Here is a 23,855-nt window from a genome sequence, read left to right as displayed (position 1 = left end):
CCCACATGGCCGGACCTGGCGCGGCGTACCCCGTGACCCCCGTGACACCATGGGGTGCATGTCCACGCCTGTCGCATCCGAACAGACGCAGGTCGAACCGGCCGGTGCCGAAGTCGCCGAGTCGGACACACCGTGGCGGACCGTGGTGTGGAACGACCCGGTCAACCTGATGTCGTACGTGACGTACGTCTTCCAGAAGCTGTTCGGCTACAGCCGCGACCACGCCACCAAGCTGATGCTGGACGTGCACCACAAGGGCAAGGCGATCGTGTCGTCCGGCAGCAAGGAGAAGGTGGAAACCGACGTGGCGAAACTGCACGCGGCCGGCCTCTGGGCCACCATGGAGCAGCCTTCGTGAACGGCTGGCGGCGCAAGGGCGCGGTGATCCACGCGGGGTTCGAGCAGCAGGAAGCGGCCGTGCTGCGGGGGCTGGTCAGCCAGCTCGAGGACATGCTCACCGCGCGGGCCGAAGAGGCCCCGCAGGACGAGCTCGCCGAGCTCACCGGCATCCGGACCGGGCCGACCGAGTCCCCGGACGACCCGGTGCTCTCCCGGCTGCTTCCCGACTTCCACAAGCTCGACCCGGACAACCCGTCGCGGGAGGACATCGACTCCTCGGCGGCGATGCGGTCGCTGCACGAGCCCGAGCTGCTCGACATCAAGGTCGGCGTGGCCAAGATCGTGCTCGACACGCTTCCCCGCGACGGCGGCCACGTCCGGCTGACCGAGGAGCAGGCCGACGCCTGGCTGGGCGCGCTCAACGACGTCCGGCTGGCGCTCGGCACCGCGCTCGACGTCACCGAGGACATGCCCGACGAGCTGCCCGAGGACGACCCGCGAGCGCCGCACCTGGGCGTCTACCACTGGCTGACCTGGGTGCAGGAGACGCTGATCCAGGCGCTGACCGGATGATCACCGACGTGCCCGGTGTCCTCGTCGGGCACCACGAGCGGGTCGGTGACGGCTGGGCCACCGGGACGACGGTGGTGCTCGTGCCCGAGGGCGCGGTCGGCGCGGTCGACCAGCGCGGCGGCGCACCCGGCACGCGCGAGACGAACCTGCTCGAGCCGGAGAACCTGGTGCAGCGGGTCAACGCCGTGTGCCTCTCGGGCGGGTCGGCGTACGGCCTGGCCGCGGCCGACGGCGTGATGCGGTGGCTGGCGGAGCGGAACCTGGGCTTCCCCGTCGGGACGCAGCCGCACGAGGTGGTGCCGATCGTGCCCGCGGCGGTGCTGTTCGACCTGCCGCGCAGCGAGTGGGGCAACCGGCCCGACGCGTCCTTCGGCTACGCGGCCTGCGAAGCGGCTTCGGGCTCCTTCGCGCTGGGCACGGTCGGCGCCGGTGCGGGCGCGGCCGTGGGGTCGTTGAAGGGCGGGATCGGCTCGGCGAGCGAGGTCGTCGGCGAGTTCACGGTCGGGGCGCTGGCGGCGGTCAACGCGGCCGGTGAGGCCGTCGACCTGACGACCGGCCGGGCGTACGCGGCCGACCACGGCGAATTCGGCGTGACGTGGCCGTCCCGGGCCGCCGACCTGCCGTCGCGGCGGACCGATCTGAACACGACGATCGGCGTGGTCGCGGTCGACGCGGCGCTGTCGAAGGCCGAAGCACGGCGGCTCGCGGTCGCGGCCCAGGACGGCTTGGCGCGGGCGGTGCGGCCGGCGCACTCGATGTTCGACGGCGACACGGTGTTCGCGCTGGCCACGGGCGCGCACGAGCTGCCGGACGCGAGCGGCCCGTTCGGTGCGGCGGCCCGGCCGGCCGCGCTGGACGCGCTGTGCTCGGCGGCGGCGCGGGTGTTCGCGCGGGCGATGGTGCACGGCCTGCTCGCGGCGACCACGGCGGGCGGGGTGCCCGCCTACCGGGACGTGTGGCCGGAGGCGTTCGCGTAACGCCGGTGTCCTCCGCGGGGATCATCCCGAGGTGCAGCTCGACGAGAAGTGGGTCGTCCGGATCCACGATGACAACGTGAACAGCCACGCCGGGGTGGCTCTGGTGCTGGCGGAGCTGCTGGATCTGCCGGCCGAAGACTGCTGGGCCGCCGCGGAGCGGATCGACACGACCGGCTCGGCCGGGCTCGACCCGCTGCGGACCGGGCCGGCGGAGGACTTCGTCGCGGCCCTGCAGGTCCGCGGCCTGCGCGCGACCCTGGAGCCGGCCCCGTGACCGACTTCGCGCACGTCACGGCCTGGTCCGGGCGCGTCCGGATCGCGTTCGCGCCCCACACCGCGTCGGTGCTGCACGGGATGCTCTCCGACGTCGCGACCCGGCTGGGCGGCTCGGGGCGGAAGGGGATCGCCGACACCACGCTGTTCCCCGACGCCTACCGGCGCCGCAAGACCAGTGCCGAGTTCCGGGAGCGGCACGGCGCGGCGATGCGCGCCGAGGTGGTGGCCGCGTTCTCACGGACCCTCGAGGCGTGGCCGGGCGGCCCGGAGCTGGAGCTCGACCTGGCGGGCGCCCGCGACCTGCGGCTCGTGCTCGCCCACGCCCAGTCGGCGTACCTGCGGAAACCGCGCTGGGAGGTGCCGCCCGACGAGCTGTTCTCCACGCGCTGGGGCGGCGAGATCAAGTTCGCCTGGCTGCAGGCGCTGGAGAGTCACGTCGCCACGGCGGCGCTGTCCCGGGCCGACGTGCCGGTGTTCCTGGAGCTCTGACCCGTCAGCCGCCGGGGAAGGGGTCCTCGGGCAGGGCGTCGCCCCCGGCTTCGAGGTTCGCCGCGCGCACGGCCGCGACGTACTCCTCGTCGATCTCGAGGTCGATGCCGCCGACCGACAGGATCGGCCCGAGCGACGGGTGGATCTCCAGCGGGCCCAGCTCGGTGCTGCGGGGCAGGCGCTCCCAGATCTGCTTCGGCCGGTTCAGCGTCCAGCGGCTGCAGGCCAGCAGCGTGACGTGCCGGTCGGTCACCATGACCAGGAAGCCGACCCGGGCGCGCATGCGGTTGACGTAGAGCGACATGCCCGGGATCACGTACTGGATCCGCTCGTCCGTGCCGAGGTACATCCGGCACCGGTCGCGCACTTTCGACGACAACGGCATCGGCCCAGTATCCCGGGAACGGCCGGTGAGCGGTATGTCTCATCATCTGGACGCGCTTTGTCCACCACCTAAGATGTCGGTGTGCTCCGGATCCGCCGTGAACTCGTCGACGAGATCGTCGCCCACGCCCGTCGTGACCACCCCGACGAGGCGTGCGGGGTGATCGCCGGGCCCGAGGGCTCGGATTCCCCCGAGCGGTTCATCCCGATGCTGAACGCGGCCCGGTCGCCGACGTTCTACGAGTTCGACTCCGGCGACCTGCTGAAGCTCTACCGCGAGATGGCCGCGAACGACGAGGTGCCCGTGGTGATCTACCACTCGCACACCGCGACCGAGGCGTACCCGTCGCGGACCGACGCGAACATCGCGGCCGAGCCGGACGCGCACTACGTGCTCGTCTCCACCCGCGACCCCGAAGTGCACGAGTTCCGGTCGTACCGGATCGTGGACGCCGAGATCACCGAGGAGCCGGTCGAGATCCTCGGCTGACGACCGGAATAAACCGCCGCGCCACCGGCGTCTGCGTGTAAGAACCCACCGGAGGTAGAAACCCATGGCCGTGACCGTCTCCATCCCGACGATCCTGCGCACCCACACCGGCGGCGAGAAGTCCGTCGAGGCGAAGGGCGCGACCGTCCTCGAGGTCATCGACGACGTCGAGTCCCGCCACGCCGGCATCAAGGGCCGCCTGGTGAAGGAGGAGAAGCTGCACCGCTTCATCAACGTCTACGTCAACGACGAGGACGTGCGCTTCGCCGGCGGGCTCGAGGCCGAGGTCAAGGACGGCGACACCCTGACCATCCTCCCCGCCGTGGCCGGTGGCTGATCGATGGCTCGCTTCGAGTCCCTGCTCGACGCGCTCGGCGGCACCCCGCTGGTCGGGCTGCCCCGGCTCTCGCCGACGCACGACGTGCGCCTGTGGGCGAAGCTGGAGGACCGCAACCCGACCGGCTCGATCAAGGACCGGCCCGCGCTGGCCATGATCGAAGCCGCCGAGCGTGAAGGCAAGCTGCGGCGCGGCTCCACGATCCTGGAGCCGACGTCGGGCAACACCGGCATCTCGCTGGCCATGGCCGCCAAGCTCAAGGGCTACGGGCTGGTCTGCGTGATGCCGGAGAACACCTCGACCGAGCGCAAGCAGCTGCTGCAGGCGTACGGCGCGCGGATCGTCTTCTCCCCGGCCGCGGGCGGCTCGAACGAGGCCGTCCGGCGGGCGAAGGAGCTCGCGGCGGCGAACCCCGAGTGGGTGATGCTCTACCAGTACGGCAACCCGGCCAACGCCGACGCGCACTACCGCGGCACCGGCCCGGAGCTGCTCAAGGACCTGCCGACGCTGACGCACTTCGTCGGCGGCCTCGGCACCACCGGCACGCTCGTGGGGGTCGGCCGGTACCTGCACGAGGCCAAGCCGGACGTCCAGATCATCGCGGCCGAGCCGCGCTACGGCGAGCTGGTGTACGGGCTGCGCAACCTCGACGAGGGGTTCGTGCCCGAGCTGTACGACGCTTCGGTGCTCAACGGCCGCTACTCCGTGGGCGCGTACGACGCGCTGCGGCGCACCCGGGAGCTGCTGGAGCACGAAGGCATCTTCGCCGGTATCTCGACGGGCGCGGTGCTGCACGCGGCGCTGGCCGTCGCGGAGAAGGCCGCGGCTCGCGGCGAAGCGGCCGACGTCGCCTTCGTCGTTGCCGACGCCGGGTGGAAGTACCTGTCGACGGGGGCTTACGCGGGTTCGCTCGACGAGGCCGCCGAGCGGCTCGACGGGCAGCTCTGGGCCTGAGTCACGCCGGCTTCCACAGTTCGGGGAGGGCGAGGTCGACGCCGCCGGCCTCGGCCAGCCGCTCGAACGTCGCCATGGTCGCGCCGAAGTCGTCGAACAGCTTCGGCAGCAGCTTGAGGGGCCGGGACAGCGGGCGCCAGAAGGCGTCCCAGTGGATCGGGCGGACGACGCGCGCGCCGAGGGCCCCGGCCGTCTCCCGCCAGTACCGCTCGCGCCATTGTTCGGTCTGCTTGCCGGCCGCACCGGCGCCCAGGTAGAGGGTGTCCGCCCGGTAGCCGGCCAGCGCGCCGGGCACGTAGTTCGCCGACGCGTGGACCTGGACGTTCCCCGCCGGGTGCGCGATGTGGAACGAGTAGCAGCGCCCGGTCTTGAAGGCCTTCGCCTTGGCCGGCAGCCGGACCGGCTCGGTGATCTCGCCGGGCACCCGGTCGCCGGCGCTGTGCGCGGCTTCGACCGGCGTCACGGTGAAGGCGCCGAACCGGACGGGTTCGCCCGGCACCAGTTCCTCGAACGGGCCGTCGGCCAGGCCGTAGCCCTCCTGAACTTTGCGGGTCGAAGGCGAGCCGGCCAGCGTGGCGCCGGTCAGCTCGGCGACCACCGGCGCGTCCAGCACGTGGTCGACGTGGGAATGCGCGACCAGGACCGCGTCCAGTTCCGTGACGCCGAGGCGTCGCAGGGCCTCGTCGATCCGGACGCGGTCGGGCGCCACGCGCGTCGCCAGCTTCGGCAGGGACGGCCGCGAGAAGAAGCCGTCGACCAGGACCGCCGAGCTGCCGTCGGTGACCAGCACGTTCGACACCCCGGCGAACACCGTGCGCAGTTCGGGCATGCTGGGAGTATGAAGGTCATCGGCCTGCTCGGCGGCATGAGCTGGGAATCCTCGATCGAGTACTACCGGCTCGTCAACGAACGCGTGAAGGACCTCCTCGGCGGGTTCCACTCCGCGCACACGGTGCTCTACTCCGTCGACTTCGCCGCCATCGAGCGGATGCAGGCCGAGGGCCGCTGGGACGACGCCGGGACCGAGCTCAACCGGGCCGCTCGCGCGCTGGAGGCGGCCGGCGCCGACTTCGTCGTGCTCTGCACCAACACCATGCACAAGGTCGCCGACCGGCTCGAAGCCGGCCTCGGCATCCCGCTGCTGCACCTCGGCGACGCCACCGCCGCGGCCATCAAGGCCGCCGGGATCCGCCGCGTCGGGCTGCTCGGCACCGGCTTCACCATGGCGCAGCCGTTCTACCGCGACCGCCTGGCCGCGCACGGCCTCGAGGTGCTCGTGCCCGGCGACGAGGACCGCGACCTCGTGCACCGGGTCATCTACGACGAGCTCGTGCTCGGCGTCGTGAAACCCGAGTCCCGCGAGGCCTACCGCGGGGTGATCGCGCGGCTCGCCGACGCGGGCGCCGAGGGCGTGATCTACGGCTGCACCGAGATCGAGCTGCTGGTCGGCCCGCAGGACAGCCCGGTGCCGACCTTCCCGACCACGAGCCTGCACGCCGGCGCGGCGGTGGACTACGCGCTGGGCACCACCTCGCTGCCCTTGCCGCCGACGTGAGCCTCGTGCTGGGCGACGCACTGCCGCCACAGCCGGGCGCGCTCCTCGTCGGTGAACTGCGCGGCCGGGATACCGAACACGTCCGCGGCGGCCGTCCACCACTCCTCAGGTGACCCGATCAGCTCCTTCACCCCGTGCCGGTTCAGCGTCAGCGCCCGCAGGGTGTCGACGCCGGTCGCGTCCCGCCGCTGCAGCACGCAGACCCGCACGAACCCGGACTCCGGCGACGTCGACAGCCACTCGTGCTTCTCGGCGAAGTCGGCCATCTCCGCGAGACCCGGCGCGAAGTCGAAGCCGGCGAAACTGCCCGTCGGGTCGTGGTCGAAGCGCCAGCCGCCCGGCGCCACCTCCGACGGCCGCAGCCGGTAGGTGTGCGGGCCCTGGACGTAGGTGCCTTCCCGGAGGGGGAGCGGCTCGTGGATGCCGTCGCCCAGCCCGGCGTCCACCAGCCAGCTCGCCGCCGGGTCTTCGGGCAGGCCGGTGACGGTGAGGGCCAGGTGGTTGCGGTCGACGTTCGGCTCGTCCGCCGCGCTGCCCTGGACGCCGCCGAGGTGCCGCGCCACCTGGTAGCCGAGCGCGTGCAGCAGGGCGGAGAACGCGCCGTTGAGGTGGTAGCAGTACCCGCCGCGGCCCCGCAGGATCCGCGCCACCGACGCCGACGGCTCGAGCGGCGTCGGCCGCCCGAGCTGGATCTCCAGTGGCTCGTACGGCACCCGCTCCACGTGGGCCGCGTGCAGGCGCCGCAGCGCCGGCAGGCTCGGCGGTTCCGCGCCGAGGCCGAGCCGCTGCAGGTATCCGGTGACGTCGAAGTTCCCCATGCCCGCCACGCTAGCGGTGACCACCGACAAAACCGCGGGATCAGGGATTTCACCCGAGGTGGCGGGCCCGGGACCCGTCGTAACCTCGAAGTGTGAGCACTCTGAACCCCGCCCCGGAAACCGACGCCGCCAAGCGCGTGCTGCCGCCGAAACCGATGGCGGCCGCGATCGTCGCGCTGTCGTTCACCCTGCTGCTCTACCTGGTCGAGCTGGTGGACGTGATCCTGCCCGGCGACCTGGACCAGGGCGGCATCCACTCGCGCTCACTGTCCGGCCTCGACGGCGTGCTGTTCGCGCCCGTGCTGCACGCGGGCTGGTCGCACCTGTTCGCGAACACCGTCCCCGTGCTCGTGTTCTCCTTCCTCGCGATGGCCGCCGGGATCGGCCGGTTCGCGCTGGTCACGGCCATCATCTGGGTGGTCTCCGGGCTCGGCGTGTGGCTGCTCGGGCCGGCGAACGGCGTCACCGTCGGCGCGTCCGGGCTGGCCTTCGGCTGGCTCGCCTACCTGCTGGTCCGCGGCCTGTTCAACCGTGCGGCCGGGCAGATCCTGGTCGCCGTCGTGCTGCTCGGCGTGTGGAGCGGCATGCTGGCCGGGCTGCTGCCGGGCAACCCCGGCGTCTCCTGGCAGGGCCACGTCTTCGGTGCGCTGGCCGGCGTGCTCGCGGCCTGGCTGACCACCCGGCGGTCCGGCAAGGCCGCTCCGGCGCCTGCGGGTAACCTCGAAGGGTGACCTCTTCGCCCGCTGATGCCCCGATCGGCGTGTTCGATTCCGGTGTCGGCGGGCTGACGGTCGCGCGCGCGATCCTCGAACAGCTCCCCGCCGAGCAGCTCCGCTACGTCGGCGACACGGCGCACAACCCGTACGGCCCGCTCCCGATCGCCACCGCCCGCAGCTACGCTCTCGCGGCGCTCGACGAGCTCGTCGAAAGCGGCGTGAAGGCGCTGGTGATCGCCTGCAACACGGCGTCGGCGGCCTGCCTGCGCGACGCGCGGGAGCGCTACGACGTCCCGGTGATCGAGGTCGTCCTGCCCGCCGCGCGCCGCGCCGTCGTCGCGACGCACACCGGCCGCGTCGGCGTGATCGGCACCGAAGGCACCGTGCGGTCGCGGGCCTACGAAGACGCCTTCGCCGCGGCGCCCGGCATCACGTTCACCAGCGTCGCCTGCCCGCGGTTCGTGGACTTCGTCGAGCGGGGCATCACGACCGGGCGTCAGGTGCTCGGCCTCGCGCAGGGCTACCTCCAGCCGCTGCTCGACGCCGAGGTCGACACGCTCGTGCTCGGCTGCACCCACTACCCGCTCCTGCAGGGGGTGCTGCAGATCGTGATGGGCCAGGAGGTCACCCTGGTGAGCAGCGCGGAGGAGACCGCCAAGGACCTCGTCCGCGTGCTCACCGAGCGGGACCTGCTGGCGAGCGGGGAGACCGCGCCGCGGCACGAGTTCCTCGCCACCGGCTCGGCCGAGCCGTTCACCCGGCTCGCCCAGCGCTTCATGGGCTTCGCCCCGGGTGTCCTCGCTCCCACCACTGCGTGATCCGCCGTGCGGGCGCTTAGGGTGTCGTCGTGCGACTGACCATCCTCGGGTGCTCCGGCAGCATCCCCGGGCCGAACGCCGCCGCGTCCGGTTACCTGATCGAGGCCGAGGGCTTCCTGCTCGGCCTGGAACTCGGCAACGGCACGCTCGCGCAGCTGCAGGCCGTGGCCGACCCGTTCGACCTCGACGCGCTCGTGCTCACCCACCTGCACCCGGACCACTGCGCCGACGTCAGCGCGCTCACCGTCCTGCGGCGCTACCACCCGGCGCCGCCGTACCCGGCCCGGCCGCGGCTGCTGCCGCTGTACGCGCCGCCGGACGCGCCCGTGCGGCTGGCGAACGCGTACGCGCCCAACGAGACCGAGCGGGCCACCACGGACCTCTCCGACGTCTACGCCTTCCACCCGCTGCGGCCGGAGCCGTGCCGGATCGGGCCGTTCGAGGTCGTCGCGGTCGAGGTCGACCACCCGACCCCGGCGTACGGCCTGCGGATTTCCTACGGCGGCCGGATCCTGGCGTTCACCGGCGACACCGGGCCGTGCGCGGCGCTGAACGAGCTCGCGGACGGCGTCGACCTGCTACTTGCGGAGGCGTCGTGGACGGACTCGGCGGAGCGGCCGGCGGGGGTGCACCTGTCCGGCAAGCAGGCCGGCGAGCTGGCGCGTGACGCCGGCGTCGGGCGGCTGCTGCTCACGCACATCGCGCCGTGGACCGACGCCGGTGCGGTCCTGGCCGAGGCGTCGGCCGGGTTCCCCGGGGCCGAGGTCGTCAAGCAGGGTGCCGTCTACGACGTCTGAGCGCCGGTCATAGAGTGCACTGGTGGCTCGTAACGATGGCAGGACCGACGACCAGCTCCGCGACATCAAGATCACCCGGGGGTTCCAGCAGTGGCCGGCGGGGTCGGTGCTGATCGAATTCGGCAACACGCGGGTGCTGTGCGCGGCGAGTGTGACCGAAGGGGTGCCGCGCTGGCGGGCGGGTTCCGGCCTCGGCTGGGTGACGGCCGAGTACGCGATGCTGCCGTCGGCGACCAACACGCGCGGCGACCGCGAGTCGGTGAAGGGCCGCATCGGCGGCCGCACGCACGAGATTTCGCGGCTGATCGGCCGGTCCCTGCGGGCGTGCATCGACCTGGCGGCGCTGGGCGAGAACACGATCGTCATCGACTGCGACGTGATCCAGGCCGACGGCGGCACCCGCACGGCGGCGGTGACCGGCGGGTACGTGGCGTTGGCGGACGCGATCACCTGGCTGGCGGCGGCGAACCGCCTCAACGACCCGCAGCCCCTGTCGTCGTCGGTGGCGGCGGTGAGCGTGGGCGTGGTCGACGGCCGGGTCCGGCTGGACCTGCCGTACGAGGAGGACTCGCGCGCGGAGGTCGACATGAACGTGGTGGCGACGGACGCGGGCACGCTGATCGAGGTCCAGGGCACCGGCGAGGGCGCGACCTTCGCTCGGTCCACTTTGGACACGATGCTGGACATGGCGCTGGCGGGCTGCGCGGAACTGACCCGGCTGCAGAACGAGGCGTTGGCCCTGCCGTACCCGGGTGAGCTGCCGGAACCGCGTCCGGACAAGAAGAAGGGCACGAAGTGACGAAGCTGCTTCTGGCCACGCGCAACGCGAAGAAGCTCGGCGAGCTGCGGCGGATCGTTGCTGCGGAAGGGCTTTCGGGGATCGAGGTCATCGGGCTCGCTGACGTGCCTTCGTTCCCCGAGGCACCCGAGACGGCGCCGGACTTCGAGGGCAACGCGGTCGCGAAGGCCCGGGATGCCGTTGCTGCGACGGGGTTGGCGGCGATCGCCGACGACTCGGGGCTGGCCGTCGATGCGCTGAACGGGATGCCCGGCGTGCTTTCGGCGCGGTGGTCCGGGCGGCACGGGGACGACGAGGCGAACCTGGAGCTCGTCTTGGGGCAGCTCGGTGACGTGCCGGACGAGCGGCGTGGGGCGCAGTTCGTTTGTGCTGCCGCTCTGGTGCTGCCGTCCGGGGAGGAGACGGTGGTCCGGGGCGAGTGGCGGGGAACGCTGATCCGGGAACGGCGTGGGGGCAACGGGTTCGGGTACGACCCGATCTTCCAGCCCGACGGAGAGAGCCGGACGTCGGCTGAGCTGGAGCCGGCGGAGAAGGATGCCGCTTCACACCGGGGGCTGGCTTTGCGGGCGCTGCTGCCGGCTCTGCGGGACCTGGCTTAGCGCGCCGGCCCCGCCCGCATCCCCGGGGGAATGCGGGCGGGAACCGGCGACGGTCAGGACGCCAGGCCGAGGTCCCGGATCAGCTTGGCCACGTGGCCGGTCGCCCGGACGTTGTACCAGGCGTTGGCGATCTTGCCCTCCGGGTCGACCACGAACGTCGACCGGATCACGCCCATGTACGTCTTGCCGTAGTTGCGCTTCTCGCCCCACACGCCCCATGCCTCGAGGACGCCCTTCTCCGGGTCGCCCAGCAAGGGGAACGTCAGCTCTTCGTTCTCCACGAACTTCGCCAGCTTCGCCTGCTTGTCCGGCGAGATGCCGACGACCTGGTAGCCCGCGTCGTTCAGCTCGGCCAGGTTGTCGCGGAAGTCGCAGGCCTGCTTCGTGCAGCCCGGGGTGCTCGCCGCCGGGTAGAAGTACACCACCACGGAGCGGCCGCGGAAGTCGCTGAGCGACACCTCCTTGCCCGCGCTGTCGGGCAGGGTGAAGTCCGGGGCGTCGTCACCGGGGGAAAGGCGCTCGGTCATACCCCGAGCCTAACGGCGGACCGTCAGGCGGGGCCACAATAGGTGACCGCCGTGGTTTCCGTCGCGCTCGGCCGGAGCTGGAGGCGCAGCTGCGCCGGCTCCTGCGGCACCGCGAACGCCAGCGTCAGGTGCACCGAACGGCCCGGCAGCACGTCCTTGCCCGCGTCGGTGATGCCGGTGAAGCCCTGGGTCGTGTCCACGACCTGCTTGACCGGGGCCCCGGCCGCGGTGGCGGTGACCGCGAGACCCGACAGCTTGTACGTCGTCGAACCCTCGTTGGTCAGCTCGACGTCGAACGCCGCGCCGCGCGGGCTCTGCGGGTACGCCGACGGGCTGGGCCGGAACGACGTCGGGGAGCCGACCGAGATCGTGAGGCCGCTGGGGAACCGGTGGTCGGCGCCGAACCTGAGGTCGTTGCCCGCCGGCGCGGCCGACGCTCCGGCGCCCGCGGGTGAACCGCCCGCGCCGAGGGCCGCGGTGCCGTCGTGTGCCGAAGTGACCCCGCACGCCACCGCCAGGCCGAGCAGTCCTGAGGTGAACATGATCTTGCACGTGCGCGCGAGCGCCATCGCGGGTACTCCAGTCGGCGGGTCGGGGCCGTTCGGCACGGGGGATGCCGGGCGAACCCGCTCCACTCTGGCCGTGATCGCGCGTGGTTACGAGGCGCGACCGGGGGTTGTCGCGCACCTGGTGCCGCCCCGTGGCCAATCCGTGACCGGAACGGCACGGCTGGTGACAATCCTTGGCCACATGCCACTTAAACCGCGAGCGCGAACAACAGGATGAAGATCGCGACACCGGCTACCCACGCGGCCATCAGCCAGCCGAAATCCCGGACCGGATCCACCGCGCGGCTCTCTTCGCCGGGCACGTACACGCCGCGCTCCTCGAACCAGTCCGCCCAGCGGGCGAACCAGCGCAACGGGTTGCGCGACGACATCCTGCACCTCCGGGAACCGGTTCCGCCGGTTACAGTACGGGTTCGGCCGGGTGCCCCGGAAGGACCGGCCGGCCGTCCATCCCCGACACCCCACGGTCGGGTGAACCTCGGCGGTGCCGGTGTAGCAGATCAAGCGAGTCCGTGACGCCGCAGCACCGACACCGCACGCACGGTCGCGTAGCCGCGCCATTCCAGCGCCGCGGCGGGTGAGTAGCTCGCGAAATCGACGCGCCAGCCGCCGTCGTCCTGCTGTTCGCCCGCGAGCCGCCGCAGTTCGGCGTCGATGACGTCGTTGGCGAACAACGCGCGCGCCGGGCGGTCCGGCAGCGGCGCGAAATCCAGCGCGCGCAGGGTTTCGCCGTCCGAACCACCGTCCACCGGGGCCAGGCCGTCGGCCGGGACGAACGCGGCGAGGTGGGCCAGCAGCGCGGGCGCTTCCGCGTGGAGTTCGTGCGCCGCGTCCACGAACTGCACCGCGAAGGACAACGCGATCGCGTGCGGGGCCGAGGAAAGTTCGCGGATCGCGCGGAAGCAGTACTGCGTTGCCGCGGCGAGCCACGGGTGTTCGCGCACGGCCCGGTCGTGGCGGGCGACGCGCAAGGCCACCCCGGCGGCGAAAGCGGTGCTCTGGAGGGTGGCCACCGCCGGATCGGCCTGGGCCCAGAACGGCGCGACGCCGGCCGGGTCCGCCACGGGCAGGGCGAACGGCAGGCCACCGTCCGGGCGGGACACCGTCGCCAGCCAGTCGCAGAGCCGCACCGCGTGCGGGGTCGTGTCCGGGGCGATTTCCTCGAACACCTCGAAGGCGTGCAGCGCGCCGCCGGGCTGGCTTTCCGGGGCGCGCAGGTCCGGTTCGAGGCCCCAGCCGTAGCCGCCGTCGGGATTGCGGTAGCCGTCGACCGCGGCCAGCACGGCGTCGGCGTTCGCCGCGCCGCCGAGCAGTTCGAAGCGGCGGCGGTCGAGGAGGCGGGCGTGCGTCGCCATGAAGGACGCCGCCGCGGGAAGGTTCACGGGCATGCGGCCAGCGTCGCACGGCCGTCTTGAACGGATCGGACCCTCAGGGCAGCTGTGGCCCGGCGGCGGCTTCGCGCAGGCGTGCTGCGTCCTGGCCGGGCGGCGCACCGAACAGGCGGCGGTACTCGCGGTTGAACTGCGAAGGGCTGTCGTAGCCGACGAGGTGTCCGACGCCCGCGACGTCACCCGCGTCGGCCAGCAGCAGCGACCGCGCCTCCTGCAGGCGGATGCGCTTCTGGAACTGCAGCGGGCTCATCGCGGTCGCCGCCCGGAAGTGGCGGTGGAACGCCGACGCGCTCAGCCCGCTCAGCCGGGCGAGCTCCTCGATCCGCACCGGCTCGGCGTAGTTGTGCCGGATCCACCGGATCGCGCGGCCGACGTGGGCGGCGCCGCTGTCGGCCAGGCCGAGCCGGCGGACCAGGCCGCCGTGCGGGCCGGTCAGCAGCCGCCAGAGGATCTCCCGCTCGATCAGCGGCGCGAGGACGGGCACGTCGGACGGGTGCTCGAGCAGCCGCACCAGCCGCAGGACCGCGTCGAGCAGCTCCGGGCCGGCGTCCCCGATGGCGATGGGGGACGCCGGTGGGGTGCGGGGTGGCGCATCGAGGAGCAGCGGAGCGATCGCCGCGGGCCGCAGCGCCACGCCCAGGCCCAGCGCGGGCGTCCGCGGCGTGGCGTCGACGAAGTGGCCGGTCACCGGCAGGTCGGTGCCGACCAGCAGGTACTGGCCGGCGCGGTATTCGTGCACCTGCGCACCGAGCAGCAGCCGCTTGCCGCCGTGGGCCATCACGACCAGCAGCGGCTCGGCGAGCGAGTGGTGCGGCTCGCTGGTGTCCACTTTGGACAGCAGGAGGCCCGGCACCGCGGTGCGCAGGTCGGTGTGCGCGTGCCGGGCGACCAGGTCGCGGAGTTCTTCGAGCACCGGTCCAGGAAACCGAGGTCGAGAGGATTGTGCAAGAGGTCGGGGCGATCGGTCTACCGGTGAGCAGGTGATTCGCGGTTTCCTGGTTCTCGTCGATCCGCCAGGCAAGGAGAGTTTCGTGTCACTCGATCACTACGTCACCCTGGGCCGGTCCGGGCTCCGCGTCAGCCCCTTCGCCCTCGGGGCGATGACCTTCGGGGAGGACCCCGGCGGTGCCGGCTGCAGCGTCGAGGAGTCCGGGAAGATCCTCGCGACCTACCTCGACCTCGGCGGGAACTTCGTCGACACGGCGAACTTCTACACGAACGGCCATTCCGAGAAGATCCTCGGCGACTTCTTCGCCGCCCACCCCGGCCGCCGGGCGCGGGTGGTGCTCGCGTCGAAGTTCTTCGGCAACATGTTCCCCGGCGACCCGAACGGCGGCGGCGCCGGCCGCGGGGCGATCACCGCCCAGCTCGAGGAAACCCTCCGGCGGCTGCGGACGGACCACCTCGACCTCTACTGGCTGCACAACTGGGATCGCCACACGCCGATCGAGGAAACCCTGCGGGCGCTCGACGACCTGGTGCGCGCGGGCAAGATCCGGTACGTCGGCTTCTCCAACACCCCGGCGTGGGTCACCGCGCAGGCGCAGACGACGGCGCTGCTGCGGGGTTGGACGCCGTTGGTCGCGCTGCAGGTCGAGTACTCGCTTCTGGCACGGACGGTCGAGGGCGAGCTGGCGCCCTTCGCGCTCGACCAGGGGCTGGCGCTGGTGCCGTGGAGCCCGCTGAAGAACGGTTTCCTGTCGGGCAAGTACCGGCGCGGCGCTTCGGCGCCGGACTCGGCGCGCACGGCTTTCGTCGGCGGTCCGTCCGAAGCGGAGTTCGCGGTGATCGACGCGGTCGCCGCCGTCGCCGAGGAGAACGGGACGACGTCGGCGGCGGTGTCGCTGGCGTGGCTGCTGGCCCGGCGCGCAACGGTGGTCCCGATCCTCGGCGCGCGACGGCTGGAGCACCTGACCGGCAACCTCGCCGGCCTGGACGTGAAGCTGACGCCGGCGCAGCTGGCGCGGCTGGACGAGGTTTCGGCGCCGACGCTGGACTACCCGGCCCCGATGCACGGCGCCCAGCGCGCGATGCTCCAGTTCGCGGGCGCGACCGTCGACGGCGAACCGTCCACTGTGTACCCGCCCTTGCTGCAGAGCTCCGTCCGCTACTGAGAAGTCAGCCGCGCGAGGACGTCGTCGAGGCCGTGTCCGATGTGGTCCGGCACGCCGGCCTCGCGCAGGGCGGTCCGGAACTGTTCGTTGATGCCGCCGGGCGTCATGTGCTTGGCGGCCAGTTCGTCGAGGGTGCCGTCGTGCCGGCGGAGGGTGTGGCCGAGCTCGCCGAAGACGTGGGCGACGTAGGCGTTCGCGTCGTCGGGACGGACGCCGTGCGCGGCCATCCAGGCGGCGATGGTGGCGAGCTGGTCGAGGTGCGCGGCGAAGGTGGCCGTGGCGGCGCTGAAGGCGGCCAGCGCGGTTTCGTCCCGGGGGACGACGACTTCGCCGACGCTTTCGAAGAGGGCGCGGGCGGCGGGATCGTCCGGGTGGAGGGCGGTGCAGCTCGCGCGGCGGCTCGCCGTCGGCAGCGGGATGGACCGGACGACGCGCTCGGCGGGACTGACGTGGGCGCGCAGCTCGGCGAGGGTGAGGGCGGCGACCGCGCTCACGACGACGTGTCCGGGACGGAAGGTGAGTTCTCCCAGCACGTCCCGGGCGATCTGCGGGCGCACGGCGATCACGACGGTCGTGGTGCGGTCGAGGACTTCCTGGTTGCTGCCGGCGACGCGCACGTTCGGGAACCGGGCGGCGAGATCGCGCGCGATGCGGTGGTTGCGCGGGGAGAGGTGGATCTGCGGCGGGTTGCCGCTGCTGCTGAGACCTTCGACGATGGCGGCGGTGAGCTCACCGGTGCCCACGAATCCGTACGACTGCATGGTTGACTCTAACTGCGGAACGTCCGGCGGTAGGTGTCCGGCGGCACCCCGACCGTCCGGTTGAAGTGCCGCCGCAGGGTCGTCGCCGTGCCCATGCCCACCGCCTCCGCCACCGCGTCGATGCCCGCGTCCGTGTTCTCCAGCAGCTCCTGCGCGCGGCGGATGCGCTGGTTCAGCACCCACTGCAACGGTGTCGTGCCCGTTGCCGCGCGGAAGTGGCGGGCCAGGTGGCGGGAGCTCATGTTCGCCCGGCGGGCCAGGTCCGCCACCGTCAGGGGGCGGTCGAGGCGGGCGGTGATCCACGGCATCAGGGCCGCCAGCGGGTGGTCGTCGCGGGTGGGGACCGGGGCCGGGACGAACTGGGCCTGGCCGCCCGCGCGGTGCGGGGGCACCACCAGCCGGCGGGCGATCGCGTTGGCCGCCGCCGGGCCGTGGTCGGCGCGGACCAGGTGCAGGCACAGGTCCATCGCCGCCGCCTTGCCCGCCGAGGTGAGCACCTGGCCGTTGTCGACGTAGAGCACGTCCGGGTCCACCGTCACCCGCGGGTACCGGGCCGCGAGGACGTCCGTGTGCGCCCAGTGCGTCGTCGCGCGCAGGCCGTCCAGCAGGCCGGCGGCCGCGAGCACGAACGCGCCCGTGCACAGCGACGCCACCCGGGCGCCGCGGGCGTGGGCCGCGCGCACCGCGTCGACCAGGTCCGCCGGCGGGTCCGCGTCGACGTCGGCCCAGCCGGGCACGATCACCGTGTCCGCGCCGGCCAGCCGGTCGAGGCCGTGGTCGGGTTCGAGCCGGAACCGGCCGACCCGCACCGCGTGCGAGCCGCAGACCGCGAAGGCGTAGCGGGGATCGTCGCCGAACACCTCGGTGGCGATGGTCAGCTCGAACGAGAGCATTCCGTCGGTGGCGGCGAGCGCGACTGCGTGCATGTCCGAAACTGTACGCAGCACGTCGTTCCGGACACTGGTGAGCGGGGGACGCCGTCGCCAGGATGATCACCATGACTCCGGTTCTGGTTTACGGCGCTTACGGACACACCGGCCGCTTCGTGGTGGCTGAACTGCGGAAACGCGGCTTCGAGCCGGTCCTTTCCGGCCGGGACGCGGCCCGGTTGCCGGGCGGGCGGCCCGCGCCGGTCGACGACCCGGCCGCCCTGGACCGCGCGTTCGACGGCGTGGCGGCGGTGATCAACTGCGCGGGCCCGTTCGCCGCGACGGCCCGCCCCGTGGCCGAGGCGGCGATCCGCGCCGGTGTGCCCTACGTGGACGTCGCCGCGGAGATCGAGGCCAACCTCGACACCTTCGAGCTCACCGCGGACACCGCGGTGGTGCCCGCGATGGCGTTCTTCGGCGGCCTGGCCGACCTGCTGGCCACGGCGGCCATGGCCGGCTGGCCGGCGGCCGACGAGGTGCACGTCGCCTACGGCCTCAGCGGCTGGCACCCGACACCCGGGACGCTCGCGGCGGGCCGGGTGTCCCGGGAACGCCGCGACGGCCGCCGCGTCCGGTACGCGGGCGGCCGCCTGGAGTACCGCGACGACGCCCTGCCGACGCTGGAGTGGACCTTCCCCGAACCGCTCGGTGCGCGACCGGTGCTCGGCGAGTTCTCGATGGCCGACATCGTCACCATCCCGCGGCACCTGAAGGTCCGCGACGTGACGTCGTACCTGACGGTGGACGCGGCCGAGGGGCTGGCGGCGGCCGCCGGGCGCGACTCGGCGGAGACGTTCGTGGTGGAGGTCGTGGTGCGCGCCGGGGAGGAGGAGCGCCGGATCGTGGCGCGGGGGGAGGACATCTACGCGGTGAGCGCGCCGCTGGCGGTGGAGGCGGTGGAGCGGATCCTCACCGGCCGGGTCCGCGCGAACGGCGTGGCGGCGGCGGGGGAGCTGTTCGACGCGGCCGATTTCCTGCGGGCGCTGGCGCCGCACATCACGGTGGAGCAGCGGTGAAACCGGGGTGGACGTCCCTCGAGTGGGCCCGGAGAGACTCGAACTCTCACTGGCACGGACCTAAACCGTGTGCCTCTGCCAATTGGGCTACGGGCCCCCAGCACTTCGCAGCGTAGCGTGCGGCGTGGCCCATGCGGCGGGCGCCGGGCGGTCGACTAGGTTGGGGCCCGGAAGTCCCAGCGGCGAGGAGGACAAGTGGCCCGCGATCCCGAGACGATCGAGCGTGAGATCGAGCAGGCTAGGACCGCTCTGGCGGCGACGCTCGACCAGCTCACCGTCAAGGCCGACCCGAAGAAGCTCGCCGACGCGGCCAAGGACGGCGTGCGCGCCAAGCTGGACAACCCCAAGGTCAAGTTCCCGCTGATCGGTGCGGGCGTCCTCGTGCTCGTCCTGCTGGTGCGCAAGCTCCTGAAGTAGCTCAGGCCTGCTTCGCCGGCGCCTTGCTCTCCGCGGCGGGCGCCGGCTCGGCCTTGCGGTCCTCGACCGCCTTCGGGAGCTGCTTGCTCGGGGGCAGCTTCGGCTTCTTCTCCGCCGAAGCCGACGCCGAAGCGGGCGCAGATGCCGACTCCGGTGTCTGCTGCTTCGGGACGCTGCCCGGGGGCGGGACCTCCAGCGGCGGGAGCTTCGGGAGCGTCAGCCGGGCCGTCATGTAGGCGCTGGTGAAGTCCAGGGCGCTGCCGTTGAGCAGGTGGACCACCGTGCTCCTGCCGTCGCCGGCGAGCTCCTCCACCAGCTGGTCGGCGCGGTCGCGGGCGGCGATGATGCCCGGCGCCCGCGCGGTCAGCTCCTTGCCGTGGCCGCTGACCGTGACCGCCCAGTCCGCGTCTTCCTGGACGTACATCGCCGTGATCATTTCCACCATCTGCCTCACGCCCCTCTCCCTCACCAGCATCCTTACACAACCGTGACGCAGGCACCGCGCTTTCGTGACGCGGCTCCCGTGCCCCTCCTCCGGTCGTGAAGCTCCAGCACACTTTGTACCGTGTCAGCAGAACAGTAGAGCAACTCTGTGTCACAGGACACGACAGCGCTGAGTAACGACCAAATGGCCTAATGCACGCGCAGGCTACCGTGCACGGTGCGCCAGGCCGCTCCACAGCACGTCCATGGCGTATTCGGTGGCCGCTTCCGGGCTCACTTCGTCGTGCCGCTCGCACCAGATCGCGAGCCGCTCGCAGGCCCCGACCACGAATTCCGCGGCCGCTTCGGCCCGCAGGTCGTCGCCGCTGTCGAAGTGGCCGCTCATCAACGCCGCGATGAGGTCGGTCTGCTGGCGGCGGGTCTCCTCGACCTCGTCCGCGGCCGGCGTGCCGATCAGCGCCATCTCGTGGCGCAGCAGCGACCACGCCTGGCGGCGCTCGCGGATGAACACGAAGAAGGCCAGCAGGCCGCGCCGCAGTGCGTCCTCGGCGTCCGCCGCGCCGACCGTGGCCTGCTCGGTGACCTCGCGCAGCACCGCGCGGGACTCCCGGATGCAGGCCAGCAGCAGGCCCTCCTTCGAGTTGAAGTACTCGTACAGCATCGGCTTCGAGACGCCCACCAGTTCGGCGATCTCGTCCATTGACGCCGCCGCGTAGCCGCGCTCCGAAAAGACCTGCTCGGCGACCTCGATCATCTGTCGCATCCGGTCGGCCCGGGGCATGCGCTTGCGCTTCGCGGTGGTCACCCCGCACACTCTACCGGGGGTAACCTACTCCGAGTAAGATGGACGACGGGTAACAGGAACCGGGAGGCCTCATGGGCAACCGCACGGAGACCGGGGTCGTCATCGTCGGGACCGGGTTCTCCGGTCTCGGCATGGCGATCCAGCTGCGCAAGGAGGGCCGCGACGACTTCGTCATCCTCGAGAAGGCGCACGACGTCGGCGGCACCTGGCGCGACAACAGCTACCCCGGGTGCGCCTGCGACATCCCGTCGCACATGTACTCGTTCTCCTTCGAGCAGAACCCCGGCTGGTCGCGCGCGTACTCGCCGCAGCCGGAGATCTGGCGGTACATGCGCGAGGTGGCCGACAAGCACGACCTTCGCCGCTTCATCCGCTTCGGCCAGGAGATGACCGGCGCCCGCTGGGACGCCGAGGAGAACCGCTGGCACGTCGCCACGAGGGGCGGCGACGAGTTCGTGGCGAACGCCCTGGTCGCCGGGGTCGGGGCGCTGCACCTGCCGATGATCCCGCAGCTGCCCGGCATCGAGGCGTTCGCCGGCCCGGCGTTCCACTCCGCGCGGTGGCGCCACGACGTCGACCTCGCGGGCAAGAAGGTCGCCGTGATCGGCACCGGCGCCAGCGCGGTCCAGTTCGTGCCGAAGATCGCCCCGGAGGCCGAAGCGCTGACGCTGTTCCAGCGGACGCCGCCGTGGATCATGCCGAAGGCCGACCACGAGATGTCCGGGCGCACCCGCGCGCTGTTCCGGGCGTTCCCGCCGGCCCAGCGCGCCTACCGCAGCCTGCTCTACTGGCTGCTCGAAGCCCGGGCGATCGGCTTCAACGGCCAGTCGTGGGTGATGAAGCTGGGGCAACGGCTGGCCCAGCGCAACATCGACCGCGCGATCACCGACCCGGCGCTGCGGCGCAAGGTCACCCCGGACTACACCATGGGCTGCAAGCGCGTGCTCATCTCCAACGACTACTACCCGGCGCTGGCCCGGGACAACGTCGACGTCGTGACCGACGGCGTGCGCGAGGTCCGGGAGCACAGCGTCGTCGACGCCGCGGGGGTCGAGCACGAGGCCGACGTCATCGTCTACGGCACCGGCTTCCACGTCACCGACGCCTTCGACGACCTGGAGATCGTCGGCCGGGACGGGCGCAACCTCGGCAAGGAGTGGGCGACCGAGGGCATGCGGACGCACCTCGGCATCACCGTCGCCGGGTTCCCGAACCTGTTCTTCCTGCTCGGGCCCAACACCGGTCTCGGGCACAACTCGGTCGTGTTCATGATCGAGGCCCAGATCTCCTACGTCGCCGAAGCACTGCGGCTGGCCCGCGGCCGGGCGATCGAGCCGAAGCCCGAGGCGCAGGAGCGGTTCAACGCGCGGATCCAGCGCAAGCTGGCCAAGGGCATCTGGACGCGCGGCGGCTGCAAGAGCTGGTACCTGGACGCGAAGGGCGTCAACCGGACGATCTGGCCCGGCTTCACCTGGCGCTACTGGCTCGACACGCGCAAGCTGCGCCGCGAAGACTTCCGGATCGGCTGAGCGGTCGTGAGTGTTTAGACGGGTTCTAACCCGTCTAAACACTCACGACCGGGGTGGGGCTAGCGGGAGGTGTAGCGGCGGAGGTGGGCGATCAGGTCCACGGTCGGCAGCCCGCACAGCTCGGCCATCCGCTCCAGCGCCGGCAGGTCGAGGGCGATCTCGCCGCCGGCCTGCTCGCCGGAGTGCCGCAGGCGGTCCTCGGCCCAGCGGCGCAGCGGCAGCAGGTCGGCCGGGGCGTCGGCGACGACCTTGCGCAGGTCCACGCGGACCCGGCCGGGCTCGTCGACGAACACCCGGCGGTGCACCTTGGCCAGCAGGTCCTGGGGCAGTTCGTCCATCGCGACGCACAGCTCGACCAGGCGCACGACGGAGCACTGTCTGGTGCCCAGCTCGTAGGTGGCCAGCGTCTGCAGCGAGATCTCGCTCTGCAAGTGCTGGTTCAGCTCCTTGCGCGTCCAGCCTCGGCTGCGCCGGAGCTTGCGGAGCTCGTCTCCGAGGATCCGCTGGTACTCCTCAGCGTCGATCAGCACATCAATGTCCCCTGCCGTGCGCTCCCACGGCACCCGCACGACCGTGACAATTCCCGTGCAGGTGCACCCTCACACGTATGTAAGTGCGCTGAGGCCCGGCCCTTACGCGAATTCGGGCATGTCTTTGATACCGATTGCGCGAGTTAGGCCGAACGGGTTAACGGCGGCTCGCTGAGCGGGTCAGTTGACGCAGGGAACGCCCTCGGCCGTGATCGCTTTGTCATCCTCCGCGGCCGGCGGCGGGGCGGCGGCCTGCGACGACGTCGCGCCCGCGGCGCCGGCGCCGGAACTCGCGGCGGAGTCCGTGCCCTGGTAGTCGGCGCCGAGGAACACGGTCACGTGCCCGGCTTGGACGCTCTTGTCCTCCTGGACGGTCGGCGAACCGCCGAGCGCCTCCGCGACCGCCTGGCCCTTGTCCCTGCCGCCCTTCGGCACCCAGATCACCGTGGTCTTGCGCGCGGTCGCGTTGGCCGTCTCGCCGCCGGTGAAGCCCTTGCCTTCGAGGGTCTTGGCGACGCTCGCGGCGAGGCCGGTGCGGCCGGAGGCGTTGCGGACGTCGACGGTGGTCGCCTTGTTGGCCGGGTCGGCCTGGTCCGCGGGCGGCGCGGTCTGGCCCGGCTGCGGCCCGGCGATCCCCTGCACGAACTGCTTCACCTCGGCGGGGTCGACCTGGATGGCGACGCCGTCGTCGGGCGTCTTGTACTCGACGTTCTTCACCGGGATGGTGCGGAACTCGAGCTGGCCGCCGGTCAGGCCCTTCATCTGCTGGGCGAAGCCGAAGATGTCCCAGTTCTGGTTGAGCACGACCGACTTCTTGATGGCGTCGATCAGGTCGGACAGCTTCGACGGGTTGGTCAGCGTGCCCGCCGAGAGCACCTTGCGCGCCATGCCGGCCATGAACACCTGCTGGCGGACGACCCGGTCGAGGTCGCCGTTGGGCAGGCCGTGGCGCTGCCGGACGAACTCGAGGGCCTCGACGCCGGAGATCGTGTGCTGGCCCTTGGTGAAGTCGGCGCCGGAGTACTCGTCCTTGACGTTGTTCTTCAGGCAGACGTCGACGCCGCCGATGGCCTTGGTGATCTCGCTGAAGCCGAGCAGGTTCACCGCGGCGTAGTTGTCGATGGTCGACCCGGTGAGCTTCTCGATGGTCTCGATGAGCTCCTTCGCCCCGGCCTGGTTGGCCTTGACGTCGAGCTCCTTCGGGTCGGTGACGCCCTGTTTCTGCAGGTCCTTGCGGGCCTGCAGCATCGCCCGGGCGTAGGCGGAGTTGATCTTGTGCTTGCCGTAGCCGGGGATGTCGACGTAGGAGTCGCGCGGCAGGGACATCGCGACGGCCTTGCTGCCGTCGTTCGGGATGTGCACGAAGATCAGCGAGTCGGTGTTGAGCTCTCCGTCGGCGTCGCCGGCGCGCAGCTCGTCGAGCACCTCGCGCGGCAGCGGGTTGCCCTGGGCGTCGGTGCGGCTGTCGAGGCCGACCAGGAGGATGTCGCGGGCGCCGTCGGCGGGCTTCTCACCGCCCCCGCCGTCACTGATCACGTTCTGGTAGTTCAGCCCGTTGACCAGGCCCTGCATGGCCGCCCACGCGTACCCGGTCAGGCCCATCACCAGCAGCGAGACGACGGCCAGCGCGATCTTCGCGCCGCGGAAGGAGTTGCGGCGGGCGCGCGGGGCCGGGCGCGGCTGCGGACGCCGGGCCGGCGCCGGGTCCGCGCGCCGGGCGTCCGCCGGGTCACGGCGGGGTGCCGGGCGGCGCGGCGGCGTGCTGCCGCGCCGGGCGTCGTCCCGGCCTGGCTCGTCCTGCCAGGGCCGGGCGGGGCGGCGGCCGCCTTGCCCGTTCCGAGGCGGGTGATCCACGCGGGCGACTCCTCACTGCATCGATCGGGTGGTGCTACGGGATGGGAC

32 protein-coding genes and 1 tRNA gene are annotated in these 23,855 nt (G+C 72.2%); 18 read left to right on the top strand and 15 right to left on the bottom strand.

The annotated features are described in order from the left end of the window. The first annotated feature begins 58 nt into the window (after positions 1–58). From clpS to ABZW17_RS20395, 5 genes are read left to right on the top strand one after another with little or no spacing between them, the layout of a single operon-like run. Positions 59–358: an ATP-dependent Clp protease adapter ClpS gene (clpS, locus tag ABZW17_RS20415; protein WP_004560461.1), complete on the top strand. Its 300-nt coding sequence runs from the start codon at positions 59–61 to the stop codon at positions 356–358. Then, positions 355–912, top strand: a complete 558-nt coding sequence (locus ABZW17_RS20410) for a DUF2017 domain-containing protein (RefSeq protein WP_004560463.1) — start codon at positions 355–357, stop codon at positions 910–912. The genes clpS and ABZW17_RS20410 overlap by 4 nt, the downstream gene beginning before the upstream one ends. After that, positions 909–1,889 (top strand): P1 family peptidase, encoded by a 981-nt coding sequence (locus ABZW17_RS20405; RefSeq protein WP_354816052.1) that lies wholly within the window; start codon positions 909–911, stop codon positions 1,887–1,889. Before ABZW17_RS20410 ends, ABZW17_RS20405 begins: the two co-directional genes overlap by 4 nt. 31 nt (positions 1,890–1,920) lie before the next feature. Continuing rightward, the gene (locus ABZW17_RS20400) at positions 1,921–2,163 is read left to right on the top strand and encodes a Clp protease ClpS (RefSeq protein WP_354816049.1); all 243 of its coding nucleotides are present in this window, start codon (positions 1,921–1,923) and stop codon (positions 2,161–2,163) included. Then, positions 2,160–2,654: a hypothetical protein gene (locus tag ABZW17_RS20395; RefSeq protein ID WP_354816046.1), complete on the top strand. Its 495-nt coding sequence runs from the start codon at positions 2,160–2,162 to the stop codon at positions 2,652–2,654. The genes ABZW17_RS20400 and ABZW17_RS20395 overlap by 4 nt, the downstream gene beginning before the upstream one ends. Positions 2,655–2,658: 4 nt before the next feature. Here ABZW17_RS20395 and ABZW17_RS20390 read toward each other — a convergent pair whose 3' ends face one another. Continuing rightward, positions 2,659–3,039 carry a hypothetical protein gene (locus ABZW17_RS20390; RefSeq protein WP_354816043.1) on the bottom strand — a complete coding sequence of 127 codons (381 nt, stop codon included), beginning with the start codon at positions 3,037–3,039 and terminating at the stop codon, positions 2,659–2,661. An 81-nt stretch (positions 3,040–3,120) separates the two neighbouring features. Between ABZW17_RS20390 and ABZW17_RS20385 the strand changes: the two genes are divergently transcribed. From ABZW17_RS20385 to ABZW17_RS20375, 3 genes are all read left to right on the top strand, one after another. Then, positions 3,121–3,528 carry a M67 family metallopeptidase gene (locus tag ABZW17_RS20385; RefSeq protein ID WP_103344314.1) on the top strand — a complete coding sequence of 136 codons (408 nt, stop codon included), beginning with the start codon at positions 3,121–3,123 and terminating at the stop codon, positions 3,526–3,528. Between the two features lie 64 nt (positions 3,529–3,592). After that, positions 3,593–3,865 (top strand): MoaD/ThiS family protein, encoded by a 273-nt coding sequence (locus tag ABZW17_RS20380; RefSeq protein ID WP_086679767.1) that lies wholly within the window; start codon positions 3,593–3,595, stop codon positions 3,863–3,865. Between the two features lie 3 nt (positions 3,866–3,868). Further along, a complete protein-coding gene (locus ABZW17_RS20375) occupies positions 3,869–4,819 on the top strand; it encodes a cysteine synthase (protein ID WP_354816039.1) in 951 nt (316 codons plus the stop codon). Position 4,820: 1 nt separating this feature from the next. Here the strand turns inward: ABZW17_RS20375 and ABZW17_RS20370 are convergent, their stop codons facing one another. After that, positions 4,821–5,648 carry an MBL fold metallo-hydrolase gene (locus tag ABZW17_RS20370; protein WP_354816036.1) on the bottom strand — a complete coding sequence of 276 codons (828 nt, stop codon included), beginning with the start codon at positions 5,646–5,648 and terminating at the stop codon, positions 4,821–4,823. A gap of 9 nt (positions 5,649–5,657) precedes the next feature. On the opposite strand from ABZW17_RS20370, the gene ABZW17_RS20365 reads away from it, so the two are divergent. Next, positions 5,658–6,374 (top strand): aspartate/glutamate racemase family protein, encoded by a 717-nt coding sequence (locus ABZW17_RS20365; RefSeq protein WP_354816033.1) that lies wholly within the window; start codon positions 5,658–5,660, stop codon positions 6,372–6,374. Here ABZW17_RS20365 and ABZW17_RS20360 read toward each other — a convergent pair. Beyond that, positions 6,332–7,192: an arylamine N-acetyltransferase gene (locus tag ABZW17_RS20360; protein ID WP_354816030.1), complete on the bottom strand. Its 861-nt coding sequence runs from the start codon at positions 7,190–7,192 to the stop codon at positions 6,332–6,334. The genes ABZW17_RS20365 and ABZW17_RS20360 overlap by 43 nt on opposite strands. 92 nt (positions 7,193–7,284) lie before the next feature. Between ABZW17_RS20360 and ABZW17_RS20355 the strand changes: the two genes are divergently transcribed. The 5 genes from ABZW17_RS20355 to rdgB are packed head-to-tail and all read left to right on the top strand — an operon-like array spanning position 7,285 to position 10,921. Continuing rightward, entirely contained in the window at positions 7,285–7,923 is a 639-nt protein-coding gene (locus ABZW17_RS20355; protein ID WP_354816027.1) for a rhomboid family intramembrane serine protease, read from the top strand. Then, positions 7,920–8,726 (top strand): glutamate racemase, encoded by an 807-nt coding sequence (murI, locus tag ABZW17_RS20350; protein ID WP_354816024.1) that lies wholly within the window; start codon positions 7,920–7,922, stop codon positions 8,724–8,726. Before ABZW17_RS20355 ends, murI begins: the two co-directional genes overlap by 4 nt. Positions 8,727–8,755: 29 nt before the next feature. Next, positions 8,756–9,523: an MBL fold metallo-hydrolase gene (locus tag ABZW17_RS20345; protein ID WP_354816021.1), complete on the top strand. Its 768-nt coding sequence runs from the start codon at positions 8,756–8,758 to the stop codon at positions 9,521–9,523. Between the two features lie 22 nt (positions 9,524–9,545). Continuing rightward, positions 9,546–10,322 carry a ribonuclease PH gene (gene rph / locus ABZW17_RS20340; RefSeq protein ID WP_354816018.1) on the top strand — a complete coding sequence of 259 codons (777 nt, stop codon included), beginning with the start codon at positions 9,546–9,548 and terminating at the stop codon, positions 10,320–10,322. After that, positions 10,319–10,921, top strand: a complete 603-nt coding sequence (gene rdgB / locus ABZW17_RS20335; protein ID WP_354816015.1) for an RdgB/HAM1 family non-canonical purine NTP pyrophosphatase — start codon at positions 10,319–10,321, stop codon at positions 10,919–10,921. Before rph ends, rdgB begins: the two co-directional genes overlap by 4 nt. A gap of 53 nt (positions 10,922–10,974) precedes the next feature. On the opposite strand, the gene bcp is transcribed toward rdgB, so the two are convergent. The 5 genes from bcp to ABZW17_RS20310 form a co-directional block, all read right to left on the bottom strand. After that, complete coding sequence (bcp, locus tag ABZW17_RS20330; RefSeq protein WP_354816012.1) at positions 10,975–11,448, bottom strand: thioredoxin-dependent thiol peroxidase; 474 nt, start codon at positions 11,446–11,448, stop codon at positions 10,975–10,977. A 23-nt stretch (positions 11,449–11,471) separates the two neighbouring features. Further along, a complete protein-coding gene (locus ABZW17_RS20325; RefSeq protein ID WP_354816009.1) occupies positions 11,472–12,017 on the bottom strand; it encodes a hypothetical protein in 546 nt (181 codons plus the stop codon). A gap of 188 nt (positions 12,018–12,205) precedes the next feature. Next, positions 12,206–12,388: a hypothetical protein gene (locus ABZW17_RS20320; RefSeq protein WP_004559256.1), complete on the bottom strand. Its 183-nt coding sequence runs from the start codon at positions 12,386–12,388 to the stop codon at positions 12,206–12,208. A 129-nt stretch (positions 12,389–12,517) separates the two neighbouring features. Then, positions 12,518–13,405, bottom strand: coding sequence for a hypothetical protein (locus tag ABZW17_RS20315; protein ID WP_354816006.1), 888 nt, complete (start codon positions 13,403–13,405; stop codon positions 12,518–12,520). 40 nt (positions 13,406–13,445) lie between these two features. Further along, the gene (locus tag ABZW17_RS20310; RefSeq protein ID WP_354816003.1) at positions 13,446–14,321 is read right to left on the bottom strand and encodes an AraC family transcriptional regulator; all 876 of its coding nucleotides are present in this window, start codon (positions 14,319–14,321) and stop codon (positions 13,446–13,448) included. A 118-nt stretch (positions 14,322–14,439) separates the two neighbouring features. On the opposite strand from ABZW17_RS20310, the gene ABZW17_RS20305 reads away from it, so the two are divergent. Continuing rightward, positions 14,440–15,522, top strand: coding sequence for an aldo/keto reductase (locus tag ABZW17_RS20305; protein WP_354816000.1), 1,083 nt, complete (start codon positions 14,440–14,442; stop codon positions 15,520–15,522). Here ABZW17_RS20305 and ABZW17_RS20300 read toward each other — a convergent pair. Both ABZW17_RS20300 and ABZW17_RS20295 read right to left on the bottom strand, forming a co-directional pair. Then, on the bottom strand, positions 15,516–16,283 hold the full coding sequence (locus tag ABZW17_RS20300; protein ID WP_354815997.1) for an NAD(P)-binding domain-containing protein: 768 nt from the start codon (positions 16,281–16,283) through the stop codon (positions 15,516–15,518). The genes ABZW17_RS20305 and ABZW17_RS20300 overlap by 7 nt on opposite strands. Before the next feature lie 8 nt (positions 16,284–16,291). Beyond that, positions 16,292–17,209, bottom strand: coding sequence for a helix-turn-helix domain-containing protein (locus tag ABZW17_RS20295; RefSeq protein WP_354815994.1), 918 nt, complete (start codon positions 17,207–17,209; stop codon positions 16,292–16,294). 71 nt (positions 17,210–17,280) lie between these two features. On the opposite strand from ABZW17_RS20295, the gene ABZW17_RS20290 reads away from it, so the two are divergent. Further along, positions 17,281–18,228, top strand: a complete 948-nt coding sequence (locus tag ABZW17_RS20290; RefSeq protein WP_354815991.1) for a saccharopine dehydrogenase NADP-binding domain-containing protein — start codon at positions 17,281–17,283, stop codon at positions 18,226–18,228. A gap of 23 nt (positions 18,229–18,251) precedes the next feature. Here ABZW17_RS20290 and ABZW17_RS20285 read toward each other — a convergent pair. After that, a tRNA-Leu gene (locus ABZW17_RS20285) sits at positions 18,252–18,325 on the bottom strand. 98 nt (positions 18,326–18,423) lie between these two features. On the opposite strand from ABZW17_RS20285, the gene ABZW17_RS20280 reads away from it, so the two are divergent. Continuing rightward, positions 18,424–18,645 carry a DUF3618 domain-containing protein gene (locus ABZW17_RS20280; protein ID WP_004559246.1) on the top strand — a complete coding sequence of 74 codons (222 nt, stop codon included), beginning with the start codon at positions 18,424–18,426 and terminating at the stop codon, positions 18,643–18,645. A 1-nt stretch (position 18,646) separates the two neighbouring features. Here the strand turns inward: ABZW17_RS20280 and ABZW17_RS20275 are convergent, their stop codons facing one another. Both ABZW17_RS20275 and ABZW17_RS20270 read right to left on the bottom strand, forming a co-directional pair. After that, positions 18,647–19,090: a hypothetical protein gene (locus ABZW17_RS20275; RefSeq protein WP_354816307.1), complete on the bottom strand. Its 444-nt coding sequence runs from the start codon at positions 19,088–19,090 to the stop codon at positions 18,647–18,649. Positions 19,091–19,294: 204 nt separating this feature from the next. After that, positions 19,295–19,852: a TetR/AcrR family transcriptional regulator gene (locus tag ABZW17_RS20270; RefSeq protein ID WP_354816304.1), complete on the bottom strand. Its 558-nt coding sequence runs from the start codon at positions 19,850–19,852 to the stop codon at positions 19,295–19,297. 113 nt (positions 19,853–19,965) lie between these two features. Here ABZW17_RS20270 and ABZW17_RS20265 point away from each other — a divergent pair, with 113 nt between their 5' ends. Then, positions 19,966–21,423, top strand: coding sequence for an NAD(P)/FAD-dependent oxidoreductase (locus ABZW17_RS20265; RefSeq protein ID WP_354815987.1), 1,458 nt, complete (start codon positions 19,966–19,968; stop codon positions 21,421–21,423). A gap of 59 nt (positions 21,424–21,482) precedes the next feature. Here ABZW17_RS20265 and ABZW17_RS20260 read toward each other — a convergent pair whose 3' ends face one another. Both ABZW17_RS20260 and ABZW17_RS20255 read right to left on the bottom strand, forming a co-directional pair. Continuing rightward, a complete protein-coding gene (locus ABZW17_RS20260; RefSeq protein ID WP_354815984.1) occupies positions 21,483–21,953 on the bottom strand; it encodes a helix-turn-helix domain-containing protein in 471 nt (156 codons plus the stop codon). 180 nt (positions 21,954–22,133) lie between these two features. Next, entirely contained in the window at positions 22,134–23,807 is a 1,674-nt protein-coding gene (locus ABZW17_RS20255; RefSeq protein ID WP_354815981.1) for an LCP family protein, read from the bottom strand. Positions 23,808–23,855 lie beyond the last annotated feature (48 nt).

Origin of the sequence: Amycolatopsis sp. NPDC004625 (genome assembly GCF_040609695.1) — a bacterium.
Classification (GTDB): Bacteria; Actinomycetota; Actinomycetes; order Mycobacteriales; family Pseudonocardiaceae; genus Amycolatopsis.
Note: the sequence above shows the minus strand (reverse complement) of the source record. Positions and strands in the feature narration are given on the sequence as shown.